This is a genomic window from Methylocaldum sp., from assembly GCF_039794385.1.
Classification (GTDB): domain Bacteria; phylum Pseudomonadota; class Gammaproteobacteria; order Methylococcales; family Methylococcaceae; genus Methylocaldum.
In genome coordinates this window covers 1-20,150 of the sequence record NZ_JBDIVO010000027.1, presented here as the reverse complement: position 1 = coordinate 20,150, position 20,150 = coordinate 1, and the positions used below count along the sequence as shown (strand labels likewise).

19 protein-coding genes and 4 tRNA genes are annotated in these 20,150 nt (G+C 55.6%); 16 read left to right on the top strand and 7 right to left on the bottom strand.

Annotated elements, in window-relative coordinates; translation table 11 throughout:
• Positions 1-15: 15 nt before the first annotated feature.
• From mreD to ABJK70_RS04440, 3 genes are read right to left on the bottom strand one after another with little or no spacing between them, the layout of a single operon-like run.
• On the bottom strand, positions 16-477 hold the full coding sequence (gene mreD, locus ABJK70_RS04450) for a rod shape-determining protein MreD (protein WP_276205426.1): 462 nt from the start codon (positions 475-477) through the stop codon (positions 16-18).
• 19 nt (positions 478-496) lie between these two features.
• Positions 497-1,372, bottom strand: a complete 876-nt coding sequence (mreC, locus tag ABJK70_RS04445; RefSeq protein ID WP_156881167.1) for a rod shape-determining protein MreC — start codon at positions 1,370-1,372, stop codon at positions 497-499.
• 53 nt (positions 1,373-1,425) lie between these two features.
• On the bottom strand, positions 1,426-2,472 hold the full coding sequence (locus ABJK70_RS04440; RefSeq protein ID WP_077732593.1) for a rod shape-determining protein: 1,047 nt from the start codon (positions 2,470-2,472) through the stop codon (positions 1,426-1,428).
• Positions 2,473-2,577: 105 nt separating this feature from the next.
• Between ABJK70_RS04440 and gatC the strand changes: the two genes are divergently transcribed.
• From gatC to ABJK70_RS04415, 5 genes are all read left to right on the top strand, one after another.
• Complete coding sequence (gene gatC, locus ABJK70_RS04435) at positions 2,578-2,865, top strand: Asp-tRNA(Asn)/Glu-tRNA(Gln) amidotransferase subunit GatC (protein ID WP_077732592.1); 288 nt, start codon at positions 2,578-2,580, stop codon at positions 2,863-2,865.
• Between the two features lie 69 nt (positions 2,866-2,934).
• The gene (gene gatA, locus ABJK70_RS04430; protein WP_086133760.1) at positions 2,935-4,389 is read left to right on the top strand and encodes an Asp-tRNA(Asn)/Glu-tRNA(Gln) amidotransferase subunit GatA; all 1,455 of its coding nucleotides are present in this window, start codon (positions 2,935-2,937) and stop codon (positions 4,387-4,389) included.
• Positions 4,390-4,398: 9 nt separating this feature from the next.
• On the top strand, positions 4,399-5,832 hold the full coding sequence (gatB, locus tag ABJK70_RS04425; RefSeq protein ID WP_077732590.1) for an Asp-tRNA(Asn)/Glu-tRNA(Gln) amidotransferase subunit GatB: 1,434 nt from the start codon (positions 4,399-4,401) through the stop codon (positions 5,830-5,832).
• Positions 5,833-5,896: 64 nt separating this feature from the next.
• Positions 5,897-9,421, top strand: coding sequence for a hemolysin III family protein (locus ABJK70_RS04420; protein WP_156881168.1), 3,525 nt, complete (start codon positions 5,897-5,899; stop codon positions 9,419-9,421).
• Between the two features lie 94 nt (positions 9,422-9,515).
• Positions 9,516-10,133 carry a DUF502 domain-containing protein gene (locus ABJK70_RS04415; RefSeq protein ID WP_086133758.1) on the top strand — a complete coding sequence of 206 codons (618 nt, stop codon included), beginning with the start codon at positions 9,516-9,518 and terminating at the stop codon, positions 10,131-10,133.
• A gap of 20 nt (positions 10,134-10,153) precedes the next feature.
• On the opposite strand, the gene ABJK70_RS04410 is transcribed toward ABJK70_RS04415, so the two are convergent.
• From ABJK70_RS04410 to hemA, 4 genes are read right to left on the bottom strand one after another with little or no spacing between them, the layout of a single operon-like run.
• Entirely contained in the window at positions 10,154-10,567 is a 414-nt protein-coding gene (locus ABJK70_RS04410) for a M67 family metallopeptidase (protein WP_156881169.1), read from the bottom strand.
• The gene (prmC, locus tag ABJK70_RS04405; protein WP_347257453.1) at positions 10,557-11,471 is read right to left on the bottom strand and encodes a peptide chain release factor N(5)-glutamine methyltransferase; all 915 of its coding nucleotides are present in this window, start codon (positions 11,469-11,471) and stop codon (positions 10,557-10,559) included. The genes ABJK70_RS04410 and prmC overlap by 11 nt, the downstream gene beginning before the upstream one ends.
• Positions 11,472-11,475: 4 nt before the next feature.
• Positions 11,476-12,558, bottom strand: a complete 1,083-nt coding sequence (gene prfA / locus ABJK70_RS04400; protein ID WP_347257452.1) for a peptide chain release factor 1 — start codon at positions 12,556-12,558, stop codon at positions 11,476-11,478.
• Between the two features lie 3 nt (positions 12,559-12,561).
• Positions 12,562-13,824, bottom strand: coding sequence for a glutamyl-tRNA reductase (hemA, locus tag ABJK70_RS04395; protein ID WP_086133756.1), 1,263 nt, complete (start codon positions 13,822-13,824; stop codon positions 12,562-12,564).
• 249 nt (positions 13,825-14,073) lie between these two features.
• On the opposite strand from hemA, the gene ABJK70_RS04390 reads away from it, so the two are divergent.
• The 11 genes from ABJK70_RS04390 to ABJK70_RS04340 all read left to right on the top strand — a co-directional run.
• Entirely contained in the window at positions 14,074-15,798 is a 1,725-nt protein-coding gene (locus ABJK70_RS04390) for a tetratricopeptide repeat protein (protein WP_240502656.1), read from the top strand.
• 22 nt (positions 15,799-15,820) lie between these two features.
• Entirely contained in the window at positions 15,821-16,408 is a 588-nt protein-coding gene (gene lolB, locus ABJK70_RS04385) for a lipoprotein insertase outer membrane protein LolB (RefSeq protein WP_168175540.1), read from the top strand.
• Between the two features lie 3 nt (positions 16,409-16,411).
• The gene (gene ispE, locus ABJK70_RS04380) at positions 16,412-17,263 is read left to right on the top strand and encodes a 4-(cytidine 5'-diphospho)-2-C-methyl-D-erythritol kinase (RefSeq protein WP_347257451.1); all 852 of its coding nucleotides are present in this window, start codon (positions 16,412-16,414) and stop codon (positions 17,261-17,263) included.
• A gap of 22 nt (positions 17,264-17,285) precedes the next feature.
• Positions 17,286-17,360, top strand: a tRNA-Gln gene (locus ABJK70_RS04375).
• 41 nt (positions 17,361-17,401) lie between these two features.
• Positions 17,402-18,355, top strand: coding sequence for a ribose-phosphate diphosphokinase (locus tag ABJK70_RS04370; protein WP_077732582.1), 954 nt, complete (start codon positions 17,402-17,404; stop codon positions 18,353-18,355).
• A 43-nt stretch (positions 18,356-18,398) separates the two neighbouring features.
• Complete coding sequence (locus tag ABJK70_RS04365; protein ID WP_077732581.1) at positions 18,399-19,007, top strand: 50S ribosomal protein L25/general stress protein Ctc; 609 nt, start codon at positions 18,399-18,401, stop codon at positions 19,005-19,007.
• Between the two features lie 43 nt (positions 19,008-19,050).
• Complete coding sequence (pth, locus tag ABJK70_RS04360) at positions 19,051-19,641, top strand: aminoacyl-tRNA hydrolase (protein ID WP_205780893.1); 591 nt, start codon at positions 19,051-19,053, stop codon at positions 19,639-19,641.
• Positions 19,642-19,689: 48 nt separating this feature from the next.
• Positions 19,690-19,774, top strand: a tRNA-Tyr gene (locus ABJK70_RS04355).
• 20 nt (positions 19,775-19,794) lie between these two features.
• Positions 19,795-19,868 (top strand) — tRNA-Gly (locus ABJK70_RS04350).
• A gap of 24 nt (positions 19,869-19,892) precedes the next feature.
• Positions 19,893-19,968: transfer RNA gene (locus tag ABJK70_RS04345), tRNA-Thr, on the top strand.
• 40 nt (positions 19,969-20,008) lie between these two features.
• A partial coding sequence (locus ABJK70_RS04340; RefSeq protein WP_347257345.1) for a GTP-binding protein occupies positions 20,009-20,150 on the top strand: 142 nt, incomplete at its 3' end.

Sequence of the window (20,150 nt, the reverse complement as noted above, 5' to 3'; positions counted from 1 at the left end):
CCGCATAGCCGAACGTTAGAAGATGCTGAAATGGCGCCTGATTCGCCGTAGCGTCATCAAAACCGCCGGCCAGGCGAGTGCGCCGGTGAATGATGGTAGCCAATATGTCCAATTTAGGACACTCATGTTTTTGATGTTTTGCGTCCAGAGGATCAGAAATTGGCTGATCAGCAGGAGCAGGAGTATCCAGAGGGATTGCTGGGGGAGCGGGTAAAGGCGCAGTCGGCGATACAATCGCAGACTGACATAGGCAATGACGGAGTAAGCCAGGGCATGCTGACCTAACATGCGGCCGGTTAGGGTGTCGACGAAAAGTCCGGTGAGCCAGGCCGTGCCTACCCCTACACGGTCCGGTATCGCAATCGTCCAGTAAATCAGGAACAAAGCGGTCCAATCAGGGTTGAGTACGAATAGCTCGTGAGGTAAAGGCAGAATGCGCAAAGTCATGGCAAATACCAGGCTTAGCGGTACCACCATCAGTCCGGCCGAGGACGATTTAACGGTCGCCATTAGGGGGTAAAGTGTTTGAATGCTGCTCTTGACCGGCAGGGATGCGCGGGATGGATCGCGAGTCGCTCCAGACCAACAACAGCTCGCGGTTTCGGTCGAGCTGGGCTACCGGCGCGGCAGAGATTTTTGCAAAGGATGTTTTTTGCGGTGCGACGTCTGTTACCGTCGCCACGGGATAACCATGGGGAAAAACGCCTCCGAGTCCCGAGGTTACGAGGAGGTCGCCTACCTGAATATCGGCATTGCTGGAAAGATAGGGTAGTGCCAGGCGATCGGTTTGTCCGGTGCCCAAAGCAAGAGTACGAAGGCCGTTCCGATTTACCTGTACCGGAATGGCATGATTCGGGTCAGTAATCAGCATCACTTCGGCGCTGTAGGGCCCAACTCGCAGCACCTGCCCCACGACTCCGTTCGCGTCGAACACAGGTTGGCCGGCATGAACGCCGAATCGGGCACCTTTGTTTACCACGACGATATGCTCGTAGGGGACGAGGTTGACGGACAGTAGCTCGGCTATCGATACCTGCTCGCCAACTTTATAAGAGGTGTCCAAAAGCCCGCGAAGCCGGATATTCTCCTGCTCCAAGGCGGCGAATTTCAACAGCTTCGTCTTGAGGACGAGCTGCTCCTCCCTTAATTTTTGGTTTTCCGCCACCAGCCCCGCGTATGTAGATACGGATTCTATAATGTGCTGTCCAAAACGTACGGGCGAGCTAACGATTTGCTGTAAAGGGTAGGTCGCGGACGCGAAAGGCGTTCGCGCGGCATGAAAGACGCCGTGTTGCTCGGCGGCGAGCAAGACCAAGGCAGCCGCCAAACACAGCAATAGACGGATATTGAGTGAATAGCCTCGCGTGAACAGCCGTTTGATATCCCAATCCTCTTAAAACGACGCGAGCCGGCAGCCGGCCGACTTCATTCAAGTGAGAATGCTGCCGCGCCAATTTCGTCCAGCAGTTCCAGTACTCGCCCACCTCCGCGAGCAACGCAGGTCATCGGATCTTCCGCGATAAAAACGGGAAGTCCGGTTTCTTCGGCGATCAGGCGGTCCATGTCCTTAAGCAACGCGCCCCCGCCGGTCAAAACGATGCCCCGATCCGCGACATCAGCACCCAGTTCGGGCGGTGTCTGTTCCAGCGCCACTTTTACCGCTCCGATAATCCCCTGTAAAGGTTCCTGAAGCGCTTCGAGGATTTCGTTGCTGTTCAAGACAAAGCTGCGCGGGACGCCTTCCGCCAGGTTGCGTCCCTTGACTTCAATTTCCTTGATCTCGCTACCCGGATAGGCAGTACCGATTTCGTACTTGATCCGTTCGGCGGTGGACTCTCCGATCAGTGTCCCATAGTTCCGGCGTACGTAATTCATAATGGCTTCGTCCATGCGGTCGCCACCGATACGCACCGAGGCGGAGTAGACGATACCGTTCAGCGAGATTACCGCTACTTCGGATGTTCCGCCGCCAATGTCCAGGACCATCGATCCGCGCGCTTCATGCACCGGCAGTCCGGCACCGATGGCTGCCGCCATGGGCTCTTCGATGAGATAGACCTCCCGTGCCCCAGCTCCGGCCGCCGATTCCTTGATCGCCCGTCGTTCTACTTGGGTAGAACCGCACGGTACGCAGATCAAAACCCTGGGGCTAGGCCGAAAAAGCTTGTTCCTGTGTACCTTGTGGATGAAGTACTGGAGCATCTTCTCCGTGACGGTGAAGTCGGCGATCACTCCGTCCTTGAGAGGCCGGATGGCAGTGATGTTGCCGGGGGTTCGCCCCAACATCGACTTTGCAGCCGAACCGACTGCCGCGATGGATTTCTGTCCGCGGGTGCGATCCTCGCGGATAGCCACCACTGACGGCTCGTTCACCACGATGCCTTGGCCACGGATGTAGATCAAGGTGTTTGCGGTGCCAAGGTCGATGGACAAGTCGTTCGAGAAAAATCCTCGGAGGTGTCTGAAGAACATAGGCATATAGTCCTTGTGAATGCCGTGATTTTACAACGGATAGCCCGGAGCGACAAAAGCCATATATCAGGTATTATATGACTGAAAGAAACATCGGATGCAAATATGTCCTTAAATATTGACCAAGTTTACAAAATTGCTTGGCTTGCCCGGCTTGCCATTGATGCGGAAAAAGCGGCCGCTTATGCTCGAGATCTTACAGGCATATTGGATTTTGTCGAGGAAATGAGCACCGTGGATACCTCGGAGGTCACTCCGATGGCTCACCCTTTGGATCAGGCTCAGCGCTTGAGGCCGGATACGGTGAGCGAGACCGACCAGCGGGAGTTATTCCAGGCCCATGCACCCTTGGTGGAAGCGGGGCTTTATCTGGTGCCCAAGGTTATCGAGTGATCGATAGGAACGGCCGAAGCCGGAGGGCTACCGCCGTTTCGCGCGTATTCTGGATTTCGGAACTATCTCATGCACGACAAAACCATTGCCGAATTAGCTGACGGACTCAGAAAAAAAGAATTCAGCAGCATCGAATTGACACAGACTTTTCTGGCACGCATCCGGCTCTACGATCCGCAACTCAATTGCTTTGTGACCGTCACTGAAGAGCAGGCGCTAGCGCAGTCTGCAGCGGCGGATGCGGCGATATCACAGGGTTCTGCCGGTGTCTTGACCGGCGTCCCCATCGCTCAGAAAGATATCTTCTGCACCAAAGGCGTGAAGACGAGTTGCGGTTCGAAGATGCTCGATAATTTTATCGCCCCGTACGATGCCACGGTCGTTGAGCGATTCAAGCAGGCCGGAACGGTCATGCTGGGCAAACTCAACATGGATGAGTTTGCCATGGGGTCATCCAACGAAACGAGCTATTTCGGACCGGTAAAAAATCCGTGGGACACCGATGCGGTTCCGGGCGGTTCGTCCGGCGGCTCGGCGGCATCGGTGGCGGCCCGTCTGACTCCGGGGGCCACCGGTACCGATACTGGCGGATCGATTCGCCAGCCTGCGTCTTTTTGCGGCATCACTGGCTTGAAACCCACCTATGGTTTGGTTTCCCGCTGGGGAATGATCGCATTCGCGTCCAGCCTCGACCAAGGTGGTCCCATGGCCCGAACCGCGGAAGACTGCGCGCTCATGCTCCAAGTCATGGCCGGGTTCGACGAAAAGGACTCGACTAGCGTAGATAGGCCGGTGCCGAATTATTCCGCCTCTCTCAACAACAGCTTGGAAGGGCTCAGGATCGGCCTGCCCAAAGAGTTTTTCGATGAGGCCTTGGATTCGGACATCGCGCGCCTGATTGACGACGCTATTGACGAATATCGGAAGCTGGGCGCGACCGTGAAAGAGATTTCGTTGCCCAACATGAAGTTGTCGGTACCGGCTTATTACGTTGTGGCACCCGCCGAATGTTCGTCCAACCTGGCCCGCTATGACGGCGTCCGTTTCGGGTATCGCTGTAAGGATCCGAAAGACTTGCACGATCTGTACATGCGCTCTCGCGGTGAAGGTTTCGGTGCGGAAGTGAAGCGGCGCATTCTCATCGGCACTTATGCGCTGTCCGCGGGTTACTACGATGCCTATTACCTTAAAGCCCAAAAAGTCCGACGCTTGATCAGCGACGATTTCAAACGGGCCTTTGAGGATGTCGACGTGATCATGGGGCCTACCTCGCCGTCCGCTGCATTCCGCTTCGGCGAGAAGACCGCCGACCCTATCGCGATGTACCTGTCGGACATCTATACGATCGCCGTAAATTTGGCCGGTCTCCCCGGCATGTCGGTTCCGGTCGGATTTTCCAAGAATTTGCCGGTCGGCATGCAGATCATCGGCAATTACTTTTCCGAGGAGCGTTTGCTCAATGTCGCGCATCGGTATCAGCGAGCGACCGATTGGCACCGGCGGGCTCCGAAAGATTTCGTTTAAGAGGTTTGTATGGAATGGGAAACGGTCATCGGGTTGGAAATTCACGCCCAGCTCGCTACTAAATCCAAGATTTTTTCGGGTGCGGCTACGGCCTATGGCGCCGAGCCCAACACCCAGGCCTGTACGGTGGATTTGGGTTTGCCCGGCGTATTGCCCGTTTTGAACGGCGAGGCGGTGCGCATGGCGGTCAAATTCGGTCTCGCCATCGGCGCCCGCGTGGCTCCTTTTTCGGTATTCGCGCGCAAGAACTACTTCTACCCCGACTTGCCGAAGGGCTATCAAATCAGCCAATACGATCTTCCGGTCGTAAGCCAGGGGCATTTGAACATTTCCGTGGACGGCATCGAGAAAATCATTGGGATCACGCGCGCCCATTTGGAAGAAGACGCCGGCAAGTCCTTGCATGAAGATTTTCACGGCTTTACCGGAATCGACTTGAACCGGGCCGGCACGCCGCTGCTGGAAATCGTGTCCGAGCCGGATCTTCGCTCGGCGAAGGAGGCGGTGGTTTACATGAAAAAGCTGCATGCCCTAGTTCGATATTTGGAGATCTGCGACGGCAACATGCAGGAGGGATCGTTCCGTTGCGACGCCAACGTGTCGGTTCGCCCTAAAGGTCAGGAAAAATTCGGTACCCGTGCCGAAATCAAGAACCTGAACTCGTTCCGCTTCGTGGAGCGTGCCATCAACTACGAAATCGAGCGGCAGATCGAAATTCTCGAAAACGGCGGACAAGTCGTACAGGAAACCCGTTTGTACGATGCCAACAAGGACGAAACCCGCTCCATGCGCAGCAAGGAAGAAGCGAACGACTACCGCTATTTTCCCGATCCCGATCTGCTGCCTTTGGAAATATCGAGCAATTTTGTCGAAGACGTGCGCAAGGGGTTGCCCGAGTTGCCGGACGAAAAGCGCGACCGTTTCAAGTCCCAGTACGGTCTGAACGATTACGACGCGACCGTGCTGACGGCCACGCGGGAGCTTGCCGATTATTACGAAGCCGTGGTCAGGGAGTCGGCGGGCAGCGATCCCAAGTTATGTGCCAACTGGGTCATGGGCGACTTGTCCGGTGCACTCAACAAGGCCGGTCTAGAGATCGAGAAATGTCCGATCGAAGCGCCTCGCCTCGCGGGTCTCATCAGGCGCATCGCCGATAGTACGATCTCAGGAAAACTGGCTAAGCAGGTCTTCGAAGCGCTTTGGGAATCCGGCGAGACCGCCGACGCCATTATCGAAAAACAGGGGCTGAAACAAATCACCGATACCGGAGCGATCGAGAAAATCATCGATGAAATCATTGCGGCGAATCCGGAGCAGTTGGCACAGTACAAGGCCGGTAAAGACAAGCTGTTCGGATTTTTCGTCGGCCAGGCTATGAAGGCGACCCAAGGCAAGGCCAATCCGCAGCAGTTGAACGATTTGCTAAAGAAAAAATTGCAGTAGCCTTGCGTCATACCGCGGCGATCAGCAAGCCCTTAAGGTCCCATCGATCACTTCCCGAATCTAAGTGCCGCCCGAAGCGAGATGTTTCGGCGCGGTGGGACCGTTCGCGCGTTTGCCGGCCCAAGCCCCGTTTCTTGGCCGCACTCCATCGCCGGCGCAAGATCCCTGCCCCTTTCAATTGGCCGTTTTGACGCCCTATCCCGCTATGGAGACTTATTCGATTCCTGGTTTTGCCGATCCCGTAAGCTCTCTCATGCATTTGCTGGCCGCAGGCGTGTTTGCCGTTCTGGGGTTTTTCTTGATTCGCCGGGCCAGGGGCAACGTCGGCCACATAGTGGCTGTCGGGGTGTTCGTTTTTACCTGCATTTTTCTCCTCTCCATGAGCGGCGTGTTCCATCTGCTGTCCGTCGGCGGGGCAGGACGTGCGGTATTGCAGCGGCTGGATCATGCCGCGATCTTTTTGTTGATCGCCGGGAGTTTCACCCCTGTCCACTGCATTCTTTTCTCCGGTCTTTGGCGCTGGGGCTTTTTGCTTTTGATTTGGGGATTGGCGATTACGGGGTTGACCCTCAAGGTCATCTTTTTCCAGGACATCCCGGAAGCGCTCGGTTTGACGCTGTATTTAGGGTTAGGCTGGCTGGGGCTGGCGTCCGGGATAGCTGTTTGGCGCCGTTACGGTTTTTCATTCGTCAAAACGCTGCTGTTCAGCGCATTGGCTTACACCTCGGGAGCGCTTCTCGACTTTTTGCGATGGCCGGTTATCGTCGGCGGGGTGTTAGGCCCCCACGAGTTGTTCCATGTTGCTGTGTTGGCCGGCATCGGTTTCCATTGGCGGTTCGTGTGGAATAGTCTGAATCGGATCGAGCTGATAAAACCCGATCTGGCCGATGTAACGGAGCAGCAACCGTCCTGGCATGCCAGGACGGTTGAACAGATTTATGAGGCCGTTAGATCCGGTCCAAGCGGATTGACCGAAGAGGAGGCGGATCACCGTCTCGCCAAGCATGGATTCAATGAGATCGAGCAGGGCAAGGGGGCCCCGGCGTTCAGACTTTTTCTGTCGCAGTTCAAAAGCGTTCTGGTCGTTATTCTGCTGGTCGCCATCGGCTTTTCGGCTTATTTGGGGCATACCGTCGAATCCATCGTCATCGCGGTGATCGTTTTATTCGCCGTATTGCTCGGATTTTTCCAGGAGTACCGCGCCGAACGCGCGATGGAAGCCCTGCAGCAGATGGCGGCACCGATGGCTAGCGTGATGCGCGACGGCAAGTTCGTGGAGATACCCGCACGCTATCTGGTTCCCGGAGACGTTGTCCGTTTGCTGACCGGCAACCGCATTCCCGCCGATCTGCGTCTGATCGAAGCCGTAAACCTTCAAATCGACGAGGCGCCCCTAACAGGTGAATCGGCGCCGGTGGAAAAGCGTACCGCGCCGCTGAACGATCCTGGGCTAGCCATCGGTGATCGCCAAAATATGGGGTTTGCCGGCACTGCCGTGACCTATGGGCGGGGCCAGGGCATTGTCGTCGCGACCGGGATGGAAACCGAATTCGGGCGTATCGTGGGGCTCTTGCGCGGGGCTGAACAGCGCGAGACGCCGCTGCAGAAGAGCCTGGACAAAGTCGGGAACGTGCTCGCCGTCGCCGCCATTTTCATCGTCGCTGTTATCGTTTCTCTCGGTATTTGGCGCGGCGAATCCTTCGAGCACATGCTGATCTTCGGCATTGCCCTGGCCGTTGCCGTGGTGCCCGAAGCCCTGCCTGCCGTGGTGACGATTTCTCTGGCCATCGGCGCTCGCCGGATGGTCCGGCGTCACGCGCTCATCCGGCGTCTGCCGGCCGTCGAGACCCTGGGCAGCACGTCCGTTATTTGTTCGGACAAGACCGGGACCTTGACCAAGGACGAGATGACCGTCCGCAAGATTTGGACCGGCGGAGACTTGTTCAGCGTTACCGGTGCCGGTTACGAACCGGTGGGCCGGTTTCTCCACAAGGCTCGGGAAGTCGCTCCTACCCCTCCAGTGTTGAATCTGCTTCAAGCGGCGGCACTGGCGAGCGATGCGGGCGTGCATCGAACTGAAGAGGGCCGCTGGCAGGTTAAAGGCGATCCCACGGAAGGCGCGTTGGTGGTCGCTGCCGCCAAGGCCGGGTTAAAACCCTCCGAATTGGACCGCCGGTTTCCGCGCGTGGGCGAGATTCCTTTTACCTCGGAATCCAAGCGGATGACGACGCTCCATGAGAATGCCGAGGGCGGGCGGATAGCTTATTCCAAAGGTGCCTTGGAGGTCATTCTTAGCGCCAGCGATCGCTGGCTGAGCGCAGAGGGGGAGGCTCCTTTGGACGATGCGGCCCGCGGCGTGATACAGGCCGAAGCCGAGCGCTTGGCCGGCGAGGCGCTTCGTGTTCTGGCAGTGGCGCAAAAGGAAGACACGTCTCTGGAAACGGCTGAAAAAGACATGTGTTTCCTGGGGCTGGTCGGGATGATCGACCCGCCTCGCTCCGAGTCCAAGTCCGCCATCGCCACCTGCGAAAAGGCCGGCATTAAGGTCATCATGATTACGGGGGACCATCCTGCCACCGCCCGAGCGGTTGCCCGCGAGCTGGGCATTTTGAACCACGGACGAGTGATTACGGGCGTCGAACTGGACGCGATGAGCGATGAAGAATTCGCGCAGGCGGTCAGGCGAATCGAGGTCTTCGCCCGTGTCGCTCCCGAGCATAAGATTCGCATCGTCCGGACTCTGCAAGAACAAGGCCGCATCGTCGCCATGACCGGAGACGGCGTGAACGACGCTCCGGCTCTCAAACAGGCCGACATCGGAGTGGCTATGGGCATCACCGGCACCGATGTATCCAAGGAGGCCGCTGCAATGATGCTCACCGACGACAATTTCGCCTCCATCGTCGCCGCCGTAGAGGAAGGGCGGGGGATTTTCAGCAACATCAAGAAATACCTGATGTATCTGTTGTCTTCCAACATCGGTGAAATCGGCCTGATGGCGGGCGCTACGCTGGCAGGGTTGCCGCTGCCTTTAAGCGCGGTGCAAATTCTTTACGTGAATTTGGCTACCGATGGACTTCCCGCTCTGGCGTTGGCGGTCGATCCGATGGACAAAGCCTTGATGCAACAGAAGCCGCGCGACCCGAAGCAGGGGATTTTCAGTTTTCCCGTCGTTTCGCTGATGCTGGTCGGCGGTATTTGGTCGACTCTGGTCAATCTCAGTGTCTTTGTCTGGGCGTTACACAACGGCAACGAGCTTTCCAAGGCGATGACGGTGACTTTCGCGACGCTGGTCTCGATCGAGTTCTTCAAGGCCTACAATTTTCGATCCGACCGTTTTTCCGTGTTTCGTCGGCCGTTCGCGAACAAATGGCTGAATCTGGCGATCGCTTGGGAGGCGATGTTGCTCCTCGCTATCATCTATGTGCCGTTCTTTCAGGAGGCATTCGGCACTTTCGGCCTGTCGCGAATCGAGTGGGCGGTAGTGCTGGGCGCGTCGGCCACGATACTCCCGGTGTTGGAAGCAGCGAAGTGGATGATTCGGCGCGGGTGGTTCGACAGCCGGACCGAAGTCGGGCCAAGTCAGTGAAGGAGCCGCCGCTTCAGGCATGAGGAGGCCTGGTGATCATTGTTGCGCGGCGTATTGTCTAACAAGGCAAATTAGACATTCAGGGAGAAAACTCATGGCGCCGAGTAATTTCGCTGAGGCCAAGCACCTCGCCAAGATCGTCTTGAACAATTTCTTGATCGGTACTCTGGCGGTACTGCCAATCATCGTAGTGGCGCAGATCGTCATATTTCTCGCCCATTTGATTCTGAGTACGGTATTCGGCGTGCAAGAGGCGGTCGGCAATTACGGCATAACTTTTCTCGCGTTCGCCGGCGTTTTCGGCCTGCTGACTTACATCGGGCACACCGTCAACAAACGGCGCCATTCCCTGGTTCTTTCCCTAGTCGATCTCGCGATAGAGCGAGTTCCGTTCCTAAACACGGTTTACCGGGTGACCAAAAAGATTGTCGATATGTTTCGCAGCAGGCCCGATGAGCAAAAGCGGGAAATCGTTTATGTGGAATATCCTAGGGAAGGGATGTGGCTGCCGGCTTACGTCACGAACCGAGAGGGCGACAGATATGTTCTATACGTGCCCACTTCGCCGAATCCGACCAATGGGTTCACCGTCATCGTGCACGAGTCGAAGGTAGTCAAATCCGCTCTCGATATCTCGGAGGTGACGAGTTTCGTCATGAGCGTGGGGTCTGATTTTCCGAAATCGCAAGAAACTCTAGGCCTGCCCCGTTAGCCGACTTTGCGCCGTGAGCGTTACAGGAGCAACGCGATTTCTTCGATTTGGCGCGCTTGATTGATCCGGAAACCTCGCATTTCAAGAACTCCCTTTGTGTTCAGGGAGATAATGATATATACCGCATCGGGATAGGCCGCTTGTTCGAGATCGATGGCGGAAGGCTCGGCTGGGGCGGCCGGATGCGAATGAAAGATCGCGAACAGTTCCTCTCCTCGCTCCCGCATTTTACGCATGGCATCGATTTGGTCCTGAGGTTCCATCTGGAACCGGCAGTCGGGCGTAGTCGACGCATTCTTGACCGGATAACAGTGGCTTGGGGTGCCGTCTTTCGCTCCGATCAGACCACAGACTTCAACTTCCGGCGATGTTTGGGCATAGTGCAACAGTTGGTTGACTAAGGGGCGGGGGATATGAATTTCTTTATCGTGCATGCTTTTGTTCCGAAAAGGATCGGCTGCTCGGTTCCCACCGTGCGGTTGTGACGCGGAAGTGACCTTGAAGGTCGGAATGGCGGCTGATTTCGGCGTAACCGAATTCGTTCAGAAGGTCAGCCAGAGAATCCGCCTGATCGAAACCGTGTTCCAGTATGAGTTGTCCATGCGGTTTTAAGTAATCGCAGGCTTCCCGAGCAATGATCCGGAAAGCATCCAGTCCGTGTAGTCCGCCTGTTAGTGCCAAACTCGGTTCGAAGCGCACATCGCCTCGGTTTAAATGCGGATCATCGTCTGCGACATAAGGCGGATTGCTGACAATCAAATCGAACTGCTCGTCGCTTGCTACCGCATCGAACCAATCGCCCAGTCGAAAGCGAACGTTGCGGACGCCGTGCAGAACCGCATTTTCCTGCGCGAGGTTCAAAGCGCCGGGGCTAAGATCCGTTGCGGTGACGCGGGCTGCCGGGCGCTCTGCGGCGAGAGTCACGGCAATGGCGCCGCTGCCGGTCCCCAGATCCAGAATATCGGCCGTCTGGGATGCCGGAGTGGCCGCCAGCGCCAATTCGACCAGCAACTCGGTTTCGGGGCGTGGGATGAGCACGTCGGGGCTAACCCTAAACGTACGAGACCAGAACTCCTTTTCGCCGAATAGGTACGCGACCGGAGTTCCGGACTGTCGTCGCTCGATCAGATGGTGAAAACGGTCTTCTACATCGGGCGAAAGCTTTCGCTCCGGCCATGCGCGAAGATACGATCGATCTCGGTTTAATGCGCGGGCTAACAAAATTTCCGCATCGAGCCGCGCCGTTTCGCTCAAACCTTCGAGGCGACTTCTGGCGGTCTGAAGCGCGGCCGCTATGGTGATGCCGCTGGATCTCGGTGAGGCAAGAGGAGTACTCATCGCATTAGTCCTGGGCCAGTTGCGCCAGCAATTCGGCTTGGTGCTCATTGATCAAGGGATCGATTACCGGGTCGAGATCGCCCTCCATGATGGCTTCGAGCCGATAAAGAGTCAGGTTGATGCGATGGTCGGTGAGTCGGCCCTGGGGAAAGTTGTACGTACGTATGCGTTCCGAACGGTCGCCGCTGCCGACTTGCAGTTTACGTGAGGCGGCGATTTCGGCGCTCTGTTTTTCCTGTTCGGCGGAGAGGATGCGCGATTTCAGCAAAGACATGGCGCGAGCGCGGTTCTTGTGTTGAGAGCGCTCGTCCTGGCATTCCACGACAATCCCGGTGGGTATATGGGTAATGCGCACCGCCGAATCGGTCCGGTTGACGTGCTGGCCGCCGGCGCCCGATGCGCGGTAGGTATCGACTCTAAGATCGGCCGGGCTGATGTCGACGTCGATTTCGTCGGCCTCGGCCAGTACCGCGACCGTGCAGGCCGAAGTGTGAATACGGCCCTGGGCTTCTGTTTCCGGCACGCGTTGTACACGATGGGTGCCGGCCTCGAATTTGAGGCGTGAATAAACGTCCTGACCGCTGATGCGGACGATGATTTCTTTGTAGCCGCCGTGTTCGCCCTCGCTTTCGCTGATCACCTCCGCCTTCCATCCCTTTTGCTCGGCATAGCGGCTGTACATGCGGTATAAATCGCCGGAGAACAGTGCGGCCTCGGCACCACCGGTGCCGGCCCGGATTTCCAGAAAGATATTGCGTTCGTCGTTTGGATCCCTGGGCAGCAAAAGGATTTGCAGCTCCTTTTCCAAGGCTTCCTTTCTGCCCTCGGCATCGGCCAGTTCTTCCTTGGCGAGGCTACGCACCTGCGGGTCTCTGTCGTCGAGCAGACTCTGCGCGTAGGAAAGATCTTCGATTGCACCGAGATACTTGTTGAAACAGCCGACCAACGGATTGAGTTGAGCGTACTCGCGGCTCAGGGCACGGAAGCGGTCTTGATCGTTCTGAATCGACGGTTCGGCAAGGAGGGCGGTAATTTCTTCGAATCGCTGGGCAAGATGATCGAGTTTTTGGCGAATGGATGGTTTCACGTATTAAGAAGAGCTGTTTTTGAGTTGAAAAAGTTCTCGGGCGGCGGCAATCAGATCGTGCCGTTCATGGATGCCCGCTTGCTTGATTTGGACGCTGGGTATGTGAATCAATTTATTGGTGAGCAGATTCGCCAAAAGATCCAGCGCCTCTTCGGGAGATTTACCGCATCGTAATGCCTGTTTTGCTCGATGTAAGGCTTCGGCTCGGATCGTTTCGGCGTGGCTGCGGAAGTCGCGGATGGTGGAGGTCGCACCCTGAGCGCGCAACCAGCCCAAAAAATGCTCCACTTCGGTGTCGATAATTTCTTCGGCCTTCTTGGCTGCTTCCTGGCGCGATTTCAGGTTTTCTTCGATGGTGTTCCGCAGGTCGTCGACGGTATAGAGATAAACGTCCCTCAGTTGGGCGACTTCCGGTTCGATGTCGCGAGGCACGGCCAAATCCACCATGAACATCGGCTTATGCTTGCGGGCTTTGAGGGCGCTCTCGACGCCGCCTTTACCCAAAATCGGCAATTGGCTGGCGGTGGATGAAACGACGATGTCGGCCTTGGCCAAATGCTTCGGCAATTCGGCCAATGAGATGGCAAACCCGTTGAACTGGGTGGCCAAAGTGTGTGCTTTGTCGTAGGTGCGGTTGGCGATTATCAGATGGCCGATTTTGCTTTCGGCCAGATGGCGGGCTGTCAGTTCGATCGTTTCTCCGGCGCCGATCAGTATGGCAGCCTGTTCGGAAAGATCGTCGAAAATTCGTTGTGCTAGGCGCACCGCGGCAAAGGCAACCGAAACCGGGCTGGAACCTATCGCGGTGTCGGTTCGTACCTTCTTGGCGGCGGTGAAGGTGTGCTGAAACAGTTTGCTCAAGGTTTTGCCGAGAGTTCCGGCTTCGGCTGCGGCTTGGTAGGCCGATTTCATCTGTCCGAGAATCTGCGGCTCTCCCAGTATCATCGAATCCAACCCGCAGGCGACGCGAAACATGTGACGGATCGTCTCACCGTCGGTGTGGACATAGAGATACGGTTGAAAATCTTCCCGTTGAAGACTCTGCTCTTGAGCGATCCAGTCGATCAGAATGTTTTGATCATCGGTTTCGACGCCACAGTACAATTCCGTTCGGTTGCACGTGGATAGAATCGCGGCTTCGCCAATTTGGGGTAATTGAATCAGATCCTGCAAGGCACATTTGATTCGTTCGGCCGGAAAGACCAGGCGTTCTCTGATCAAAATCGGTGCTGTGTTGTGATTCAACCCTAAGGTTAAAATGCTCATGAGCTCAAATTTCTGAGACTTTCCAAATATAATTCTAAGAAAAACCTCAAATGCAGCCAAATACCGTTGGTTCGGGTCTATTGTTGCATGTTACGGACAGCGTACAATCTCGCCGGCTTATAAGTCAGTCTACCCCGCTTTAATCGAAAGCTCGGGACATTTTCGCGATGCTGCTTCGGATGAAGGGAGAAAAGCGTTGTCAATACTATCCAAGGTTCTTTTATTAACTTCGGCTTAGGAATTTCGTCAGTGTTGAAACGATTGGTCTGTTTGGCGTGTGTCGGTGCTATTGGGCTATCGGGATGCGCGGGTATTAATCCATCGCGGCCTCATACTGACGAGTCCTTGGAAGGGGTCCGTCAAGCAGATGTCCAAGAGCTTAATCAGCATTCGGAAGTCGTCTACTTGTTATTGTCGGCAGAATTGGCCGGCCAGCGCGGGCAGTACGAGATTGCTCTGAACAATTATTTGGAAGCAGCCAAGCTTACCCAAGATGCTCAGGTTGCAGAGCGAGCAACACAAATCGGGCTCTATCTTAAGAATACAGAAAAAGCTCTAACAGCGGCTACATTGTGGAGCGAACGAGATCCGGGAAATGCCTCGGCGCGTCGTGTTGCGGCTTTGTTGCTTCTGAAAGCCGGGCAAACTGATAAGGCTCTGGATCAATTGAGGGCGCTACTGACCCTGCCCGACGTAGACCTGGAAAATGCATTGATCGAATTGGTCAAGTGGCTGGATTCGGAGGTTCCGAAGGAAGATGGGGCGAAAGTAATGCAGCGCTTGGTCACGGAATTTCCGAGTATGGCCGAGATTCACTTCGCGTATGCGCTTTTGGCCAGCAGCCGGGGTGAGTATCAGTTAGCCCTGCAGGAAGCAGAAAAAGCGCTGGCTCTGCACCCTGATTGGAATAGGGCTCGCCTATTGCAGGCCCAAGTCATGTCTCAGATGGGTGACTCCGAGGCGGCGAGGGCTACGGTTCAGAAGGCGCTGAGGAGCGATCCCAATAATGTCCGTTTGCGCCTGATCTATTCCCAATTTTTGGCGAAAGCTGGAGATTTTCGAGGGGCGGAGAAAGAGCTGACTCGTATTTTGGAGAAGGATCCGGATAACCATGATGCGCGTTTCGGCCTTGCGACATTGTTGATGGAGGCGGGGCAAGACGAGAAGGCGAGGAAAGAGTTTTCCGATCTAACGACCGTACCCAAGTGGCGGGGACAGGCCTATTTCTATTTGGGGTTGATCGAAGCGCGCCAGAATCGCCTGCAAAATGCGCTGGAGCGGTTCGACAAAGTTGGGTCCGGGCCATTGGAATTCGACGCTAAGGTTAATTCAATTACCGCGTTGATTAATCTCGGCCGTATGGCCGACGCTCGGCAGCGTTTAGTTGACGTGCGCAAAGAATTTCCGAATGAGGCGTTGCGGCTCTACCTGCTGGAGGCAGAGCTCTTGTCCAAAACTAAGGACTATGAGGCGGCGTTTGATTTGCTGACGGAGGCGTTGGAAGAAATGCCGGGCCAGATGGAGTTGCTTTATTCCCGCGCTTTGGTTGCCGAACAGCTAGACCGTGTCGAGGTGTTAGAGGCGGACCTGCGTGCAGTATTGGAAAAGAATCCAGACGATGCCAACGCGCTTAATGCCTTGGGTTACACCCTGGCCGATCGCGGCGACCGATTGGATGAAGCCAAGCGGTATCTCGATCGGGCAATAGAGCTGAAGCCAGACGATCCGGCTATCCTGGATAGTTACGGTTGGCTGCAATACCGTTTGGGAAACTACGATTCGGCACTCGATTATCTGCGGCGCGCTTATGAGTCGGTCAGTGATCCTGAGATAGCGGCACATTTGGGGGAGGTGTTGTGGGAGTCCGGTCGACATCAAGAAGCCAAAAAGATATGGAAAGAGGCGCTCAAGAAGGATCCAGGCCATGAGGACATGAAAAAAATTAAGATCAAGTATCGGGAAGCCTTCAAATAGCGGGTGTTAGAAAGGCCTAATTTTGTTTAGATTCCTTGTTTTTGTGTTGGTCGCGTCGCTGACCGGTTGCGCTGTTTTCAAAAAGGAGCCGCCTCGTCCTGCTCTAGCCCCAAAGGCCGAAGAGAAAAATTATGACTTAAAAGTCTGGCAGCTGGAGGGGCGGATTGGCGTGCAAACCGCGAACGATGCCTGGCAGGCTAATCTGTTCTGGGAGCACGATGCGGAGCAGGATCGCTTGCGAGTGTCGGGGCCTTTTAGCCAGGGCATGGTTTCTATCATTCTGCAAAAAGACCTGATTTACGTTAACGAAGGCGATGGGGTTACGGAGTTGTCCCGCGATCCCGATGCCATGTTAAAGGACCGGCTGGGGTTTGCCGTGCCATTGTCGAGCTTGCGGTACTGGATTGTGGGGTTGCCCGATCCGAACGAAACGCATACCCCTGTTTATGGGGAGTCCGGTTCCTTGCTGGGGTTTAGGCAATCGGGTTGGACGCTCCAGTTCCAAAATTATATGAATGTGGGGGGCCGGGTTATGCCGCAGAAGATCGCGATTCAAGGGCCAGATGTTAGGCTCAAACTAATAGCGGATAGCTGGCGTGTTAAGGGGTAGTGCATGATGGACGCGGAAGTGCTTCGTCTGCCAGCACCGGCCAAGCTTAATCTAATGCTGAGAATAGTGGGCCGGCGAGACGATGGTTACCACTTGCTCCAAACCGTATTTCAATTCATCGATCGTTGCGACTGGATTACGCTGCGCCGTCGCTCCGATGGCCGCATTCGGCTGTTGAGCCCGCTCCCCGGTGTGCCGGAAGAGCAGGATCTCACGGTAAGGGCTGCGCAACTCCTGCGTCGCGTAACCGATGTTGAATACGGAGTCGAGATTGAAATTGAGAAAAATCTGCCCATGGGAGGTGGGCTTGGGGGCGGAAGCTCGGATGCCGCAACAGCGCTGCTTGGGTTGAATGCCTTATGGCGGACAGGCTTGTCTTTGCAGGATCTGATGGTGTTGGGTCTGCAGTTGGGCGCTGACGTTCCGGTTTTTGTCAATGGTTGTTCGACCTGGGCCGAGGGGGTTGGGGAGGTGTTGACTCCATTGGAGCTGCCGGAGCCTTGGTATGTCGTCGTGGTGCCTAGCTGCCATGTGGCGACCGCGCAAATTTTTTCGGCGCCCGGTTTGACACGAAATAACAAACCGATCAAAATAGTGGACTTTCTTGCGGGGCAGCAGGAAAACCATTGTTTGCCTGTGGTTTCGGAATTCTACCCGGAAGTTGGAGTTGCCTTGAGCAGTTTGGGGCGTTTTGCGCCCGCCAGACTTACCGGTACCGGGGCCTGCGTGTTTGCCGCATTTTCTGATGAAGCTGATGCGCGGGCGGCGGCCATGACATTAGAGAGCGACTGGTCGGTGTTTGTCGCGCGAGGACGGAATCGGTCGGCTCTCCATCAGGCGCTGAAGCTGGTCTGAATAGGGCCGTCAACAACATTATTGGGGCGTAGCCAAGCGGTAAGGCACCGGGTTTTGATCCCGGCATTCCCAGGTTCGAATCCTGGCGCCCCAGCCATAGTAATTCCGACTCGACGTCTCGACTTTGGAGTGTCTTGAATGACAGACGCCTCGTTTATGGTGTTTTCCGGGAATGCCAATCCTGCCTTGGCCGAAGGCATTGTGCGCAAGCTGAACATGCGCTTGGGGATGGCAACCATTGGAAGATTCATTGACGGCGAAATAGCAGTCGAGATCGAGGAAAATGTCCGTGGGCGAGAGGTTTTTCTGATTCAGCCCACCTGCGCGCCAATCAATGAAAATATCATGGAATTGCTAGTCATGATCGACGCTTTTCGTCGGTCGTCGGCGTCCGTGATTACGGCAGTGATTCCTTACTACGGCTATGCGCGCCAAGACCGACGGATCAGGTCGGCCCGCGTTCCTATCACGGCAAAGCTGGTTGCCAAGATGATTTGTGCGGCCGGAGCGGATCGGGTGTTGACCGTGGATCTCCATGCCGATCAGATTCAAGGTTTTTTTGATGTTCCTGTGGATAACGTCTACGCGTCGCCAATTTTATTGGGCGATGTTTGGCGGCAGAAATATCAGAATCTGATTGTTGTTTCCCCCGATGTGGGTGGGGTGGTAAGGGCGCGGGCATTGGCCAAACGTCTCGACGATGCCGATTTGGCGATCATCGACAAGCGTCGTCCGAGGCCGAATGAGGCTAAAGTGATGAATATCATCGGCGATGTCGAAGGGCGCACCTGTATCATGGTCGATGACCTGGTGGACACGGCCGGAACCTTGTGCCGGGCGGCCGGCGCATTAAAGGACCATGGTGCGCGGCGAGTAGTGGCGTATTGTACTCACCCTGTGTTGTCCGGGCGGGCGATAGAAAATATCGAAGATTCGGTGCTCGATGAGTTGGTTGTGACGGATACGATTCCGCTGCGTCGGGATGCTCAGCAATGTAAAAAGATCCGGCAGTTGAGCGTCGCTGAGATGTTGGCGGAGACGATACGCCGTATCGCGGTCGGCGAGTCGGTCAGTTCGCTTTATGTAGATTGATCCAATTTTTTAACTCACTGCTAAGAGTATTTTGGAGAGAAAGATGGTAGGCAGTTTTGTCTTTGATGCTGAATTGAGAACGAATACCGGTAAAGGTGATGCGCGGCGGCTGCGTCGGGCTGGCAAGGTTCCGGCGGTTTTGTACGGCGGTAACGCCGACCCGATTGGCTTGGTGCTGGAGCACAATAAGGTCGTGAAGAGTCTGGAGAGCGAGGCCGTTTATTCCCATGTTCTGACTGTTAAGGTCAGTGGACGAGAGGAGCGGGCGATCCTGAAGGGTTTGCAGAGGCATCCGAGTAAGCCGATTATCATGCATATGGATTTTCAGCGTGTAAGCCGGGGAGAGAAGATTCGCGTTCATGTGCCTTTGCATTTCGTCAATCAGGATATCTCGGTTGGCGTGAAAAAAGGCGGGGTAGTAACCCACAACTTGGTCGACGTGGAGGTCGCTTGTACACCGGACCAGCTACCCGAATACATAGAGGTTGATCTGGCGCATGTTGATGTGGGGCAGTCGGTCCATCTCTCGGATTTGAAGGTGCCTGAAGGAGTTGAAATTCTCGCTCTCGCTCATGGACCGGAGCACGATTTGCCGGTCGCGGCGATTCAGTCCGGGAAGGTTGCTGAATCGTCGGAGAGTCCGGCTGAATAGGCTGGTTCATTGCTGACAAAATGGCCGGGAGGGGCTTTTGTCTATTCGATTCCGGCTGGTTGTCGGTTTAGGGAATCCGACGACCAAATATGAAAAAACCCGGCATAACGCCGGGTTTTGGTTTGTGGATGAGCTCGCATCTTCGTATGGCGTTCCGTTTAGGGAGGATCGGCGTTTCGAGGGATTGGTCGCGACGCCGGAACTCGAAAACGAAAGCGTTCTGCTCCTAAAGCCGATGACGTTCATGAACCGGAGTGGGCAATCGGTCGCGGCACTGGCTCGATATTATAAAATCGGTGTCGAGCAGATATTGGTGGCTCACGATGAGCTCGATTTTGCTCCTGGTGTCGCTCGACTGAAATGCGGCGGTGGGCACGGGGGGCATAACGGTTTGAGGGATCTAATCGACAAGTTGGGGGCGGCTGGGTTTTGTCGTATACGCATTGGCATCGGTCACCCCGGTAATCGCGACGATGTCGTACCTTATGTGCTCGGCAAGCCGGGTAGTGACGAGCGCGAATCAATAGATCGCGCAATTTCTCGAGTGATCGAGCTGTTTCCCGCGATCTTGCAGGGGGACCTCGGCGCTGTAACAAGCTGTCTGCATAACGATTCAAGAATTGGCGCGTCTTGAATATTGACACCGACAATCGAATGCCGAATAATTCACATCTTAACCCTTGGAGGGGTTCCCGAGCGGTCAAAGGGATCAGACTGTAAATCTGACGGCTCTGCCTTCGAAGGTTCGAATCCTTCCCCCTCCACCATTAGATTTAGGATTTTGCGCGCGGGTGTAGTTCAATGGTAGAACCTCAGCCTTCCAAGCTGATGGCGTGGGTTCGATTCCCATCACCCGCTCCAGCAAAAAAGGGCGTCAGGTTTCTTGCCCATATAGCTCAGTCGGTAGAGCACTTCCTTGGTAAGGAAGAGGTCACCGGTTCAAGTCCGGTTATGGGCTCCAGTTTGAATGTATCGGTTATCAGATTAAGGGGTATTGGCGGATGTCCAAAGAAAAGTTTACGCGCACAAAGCCGCATGTGAACGTCGGGACGATTGGTCACGTTGACCATGGCAAGACGACCCTGACGGCGGCTCTGACCAAGGTGGGTGCGGAGCGCTTTGGTGGCGAATTCAAGGCATACG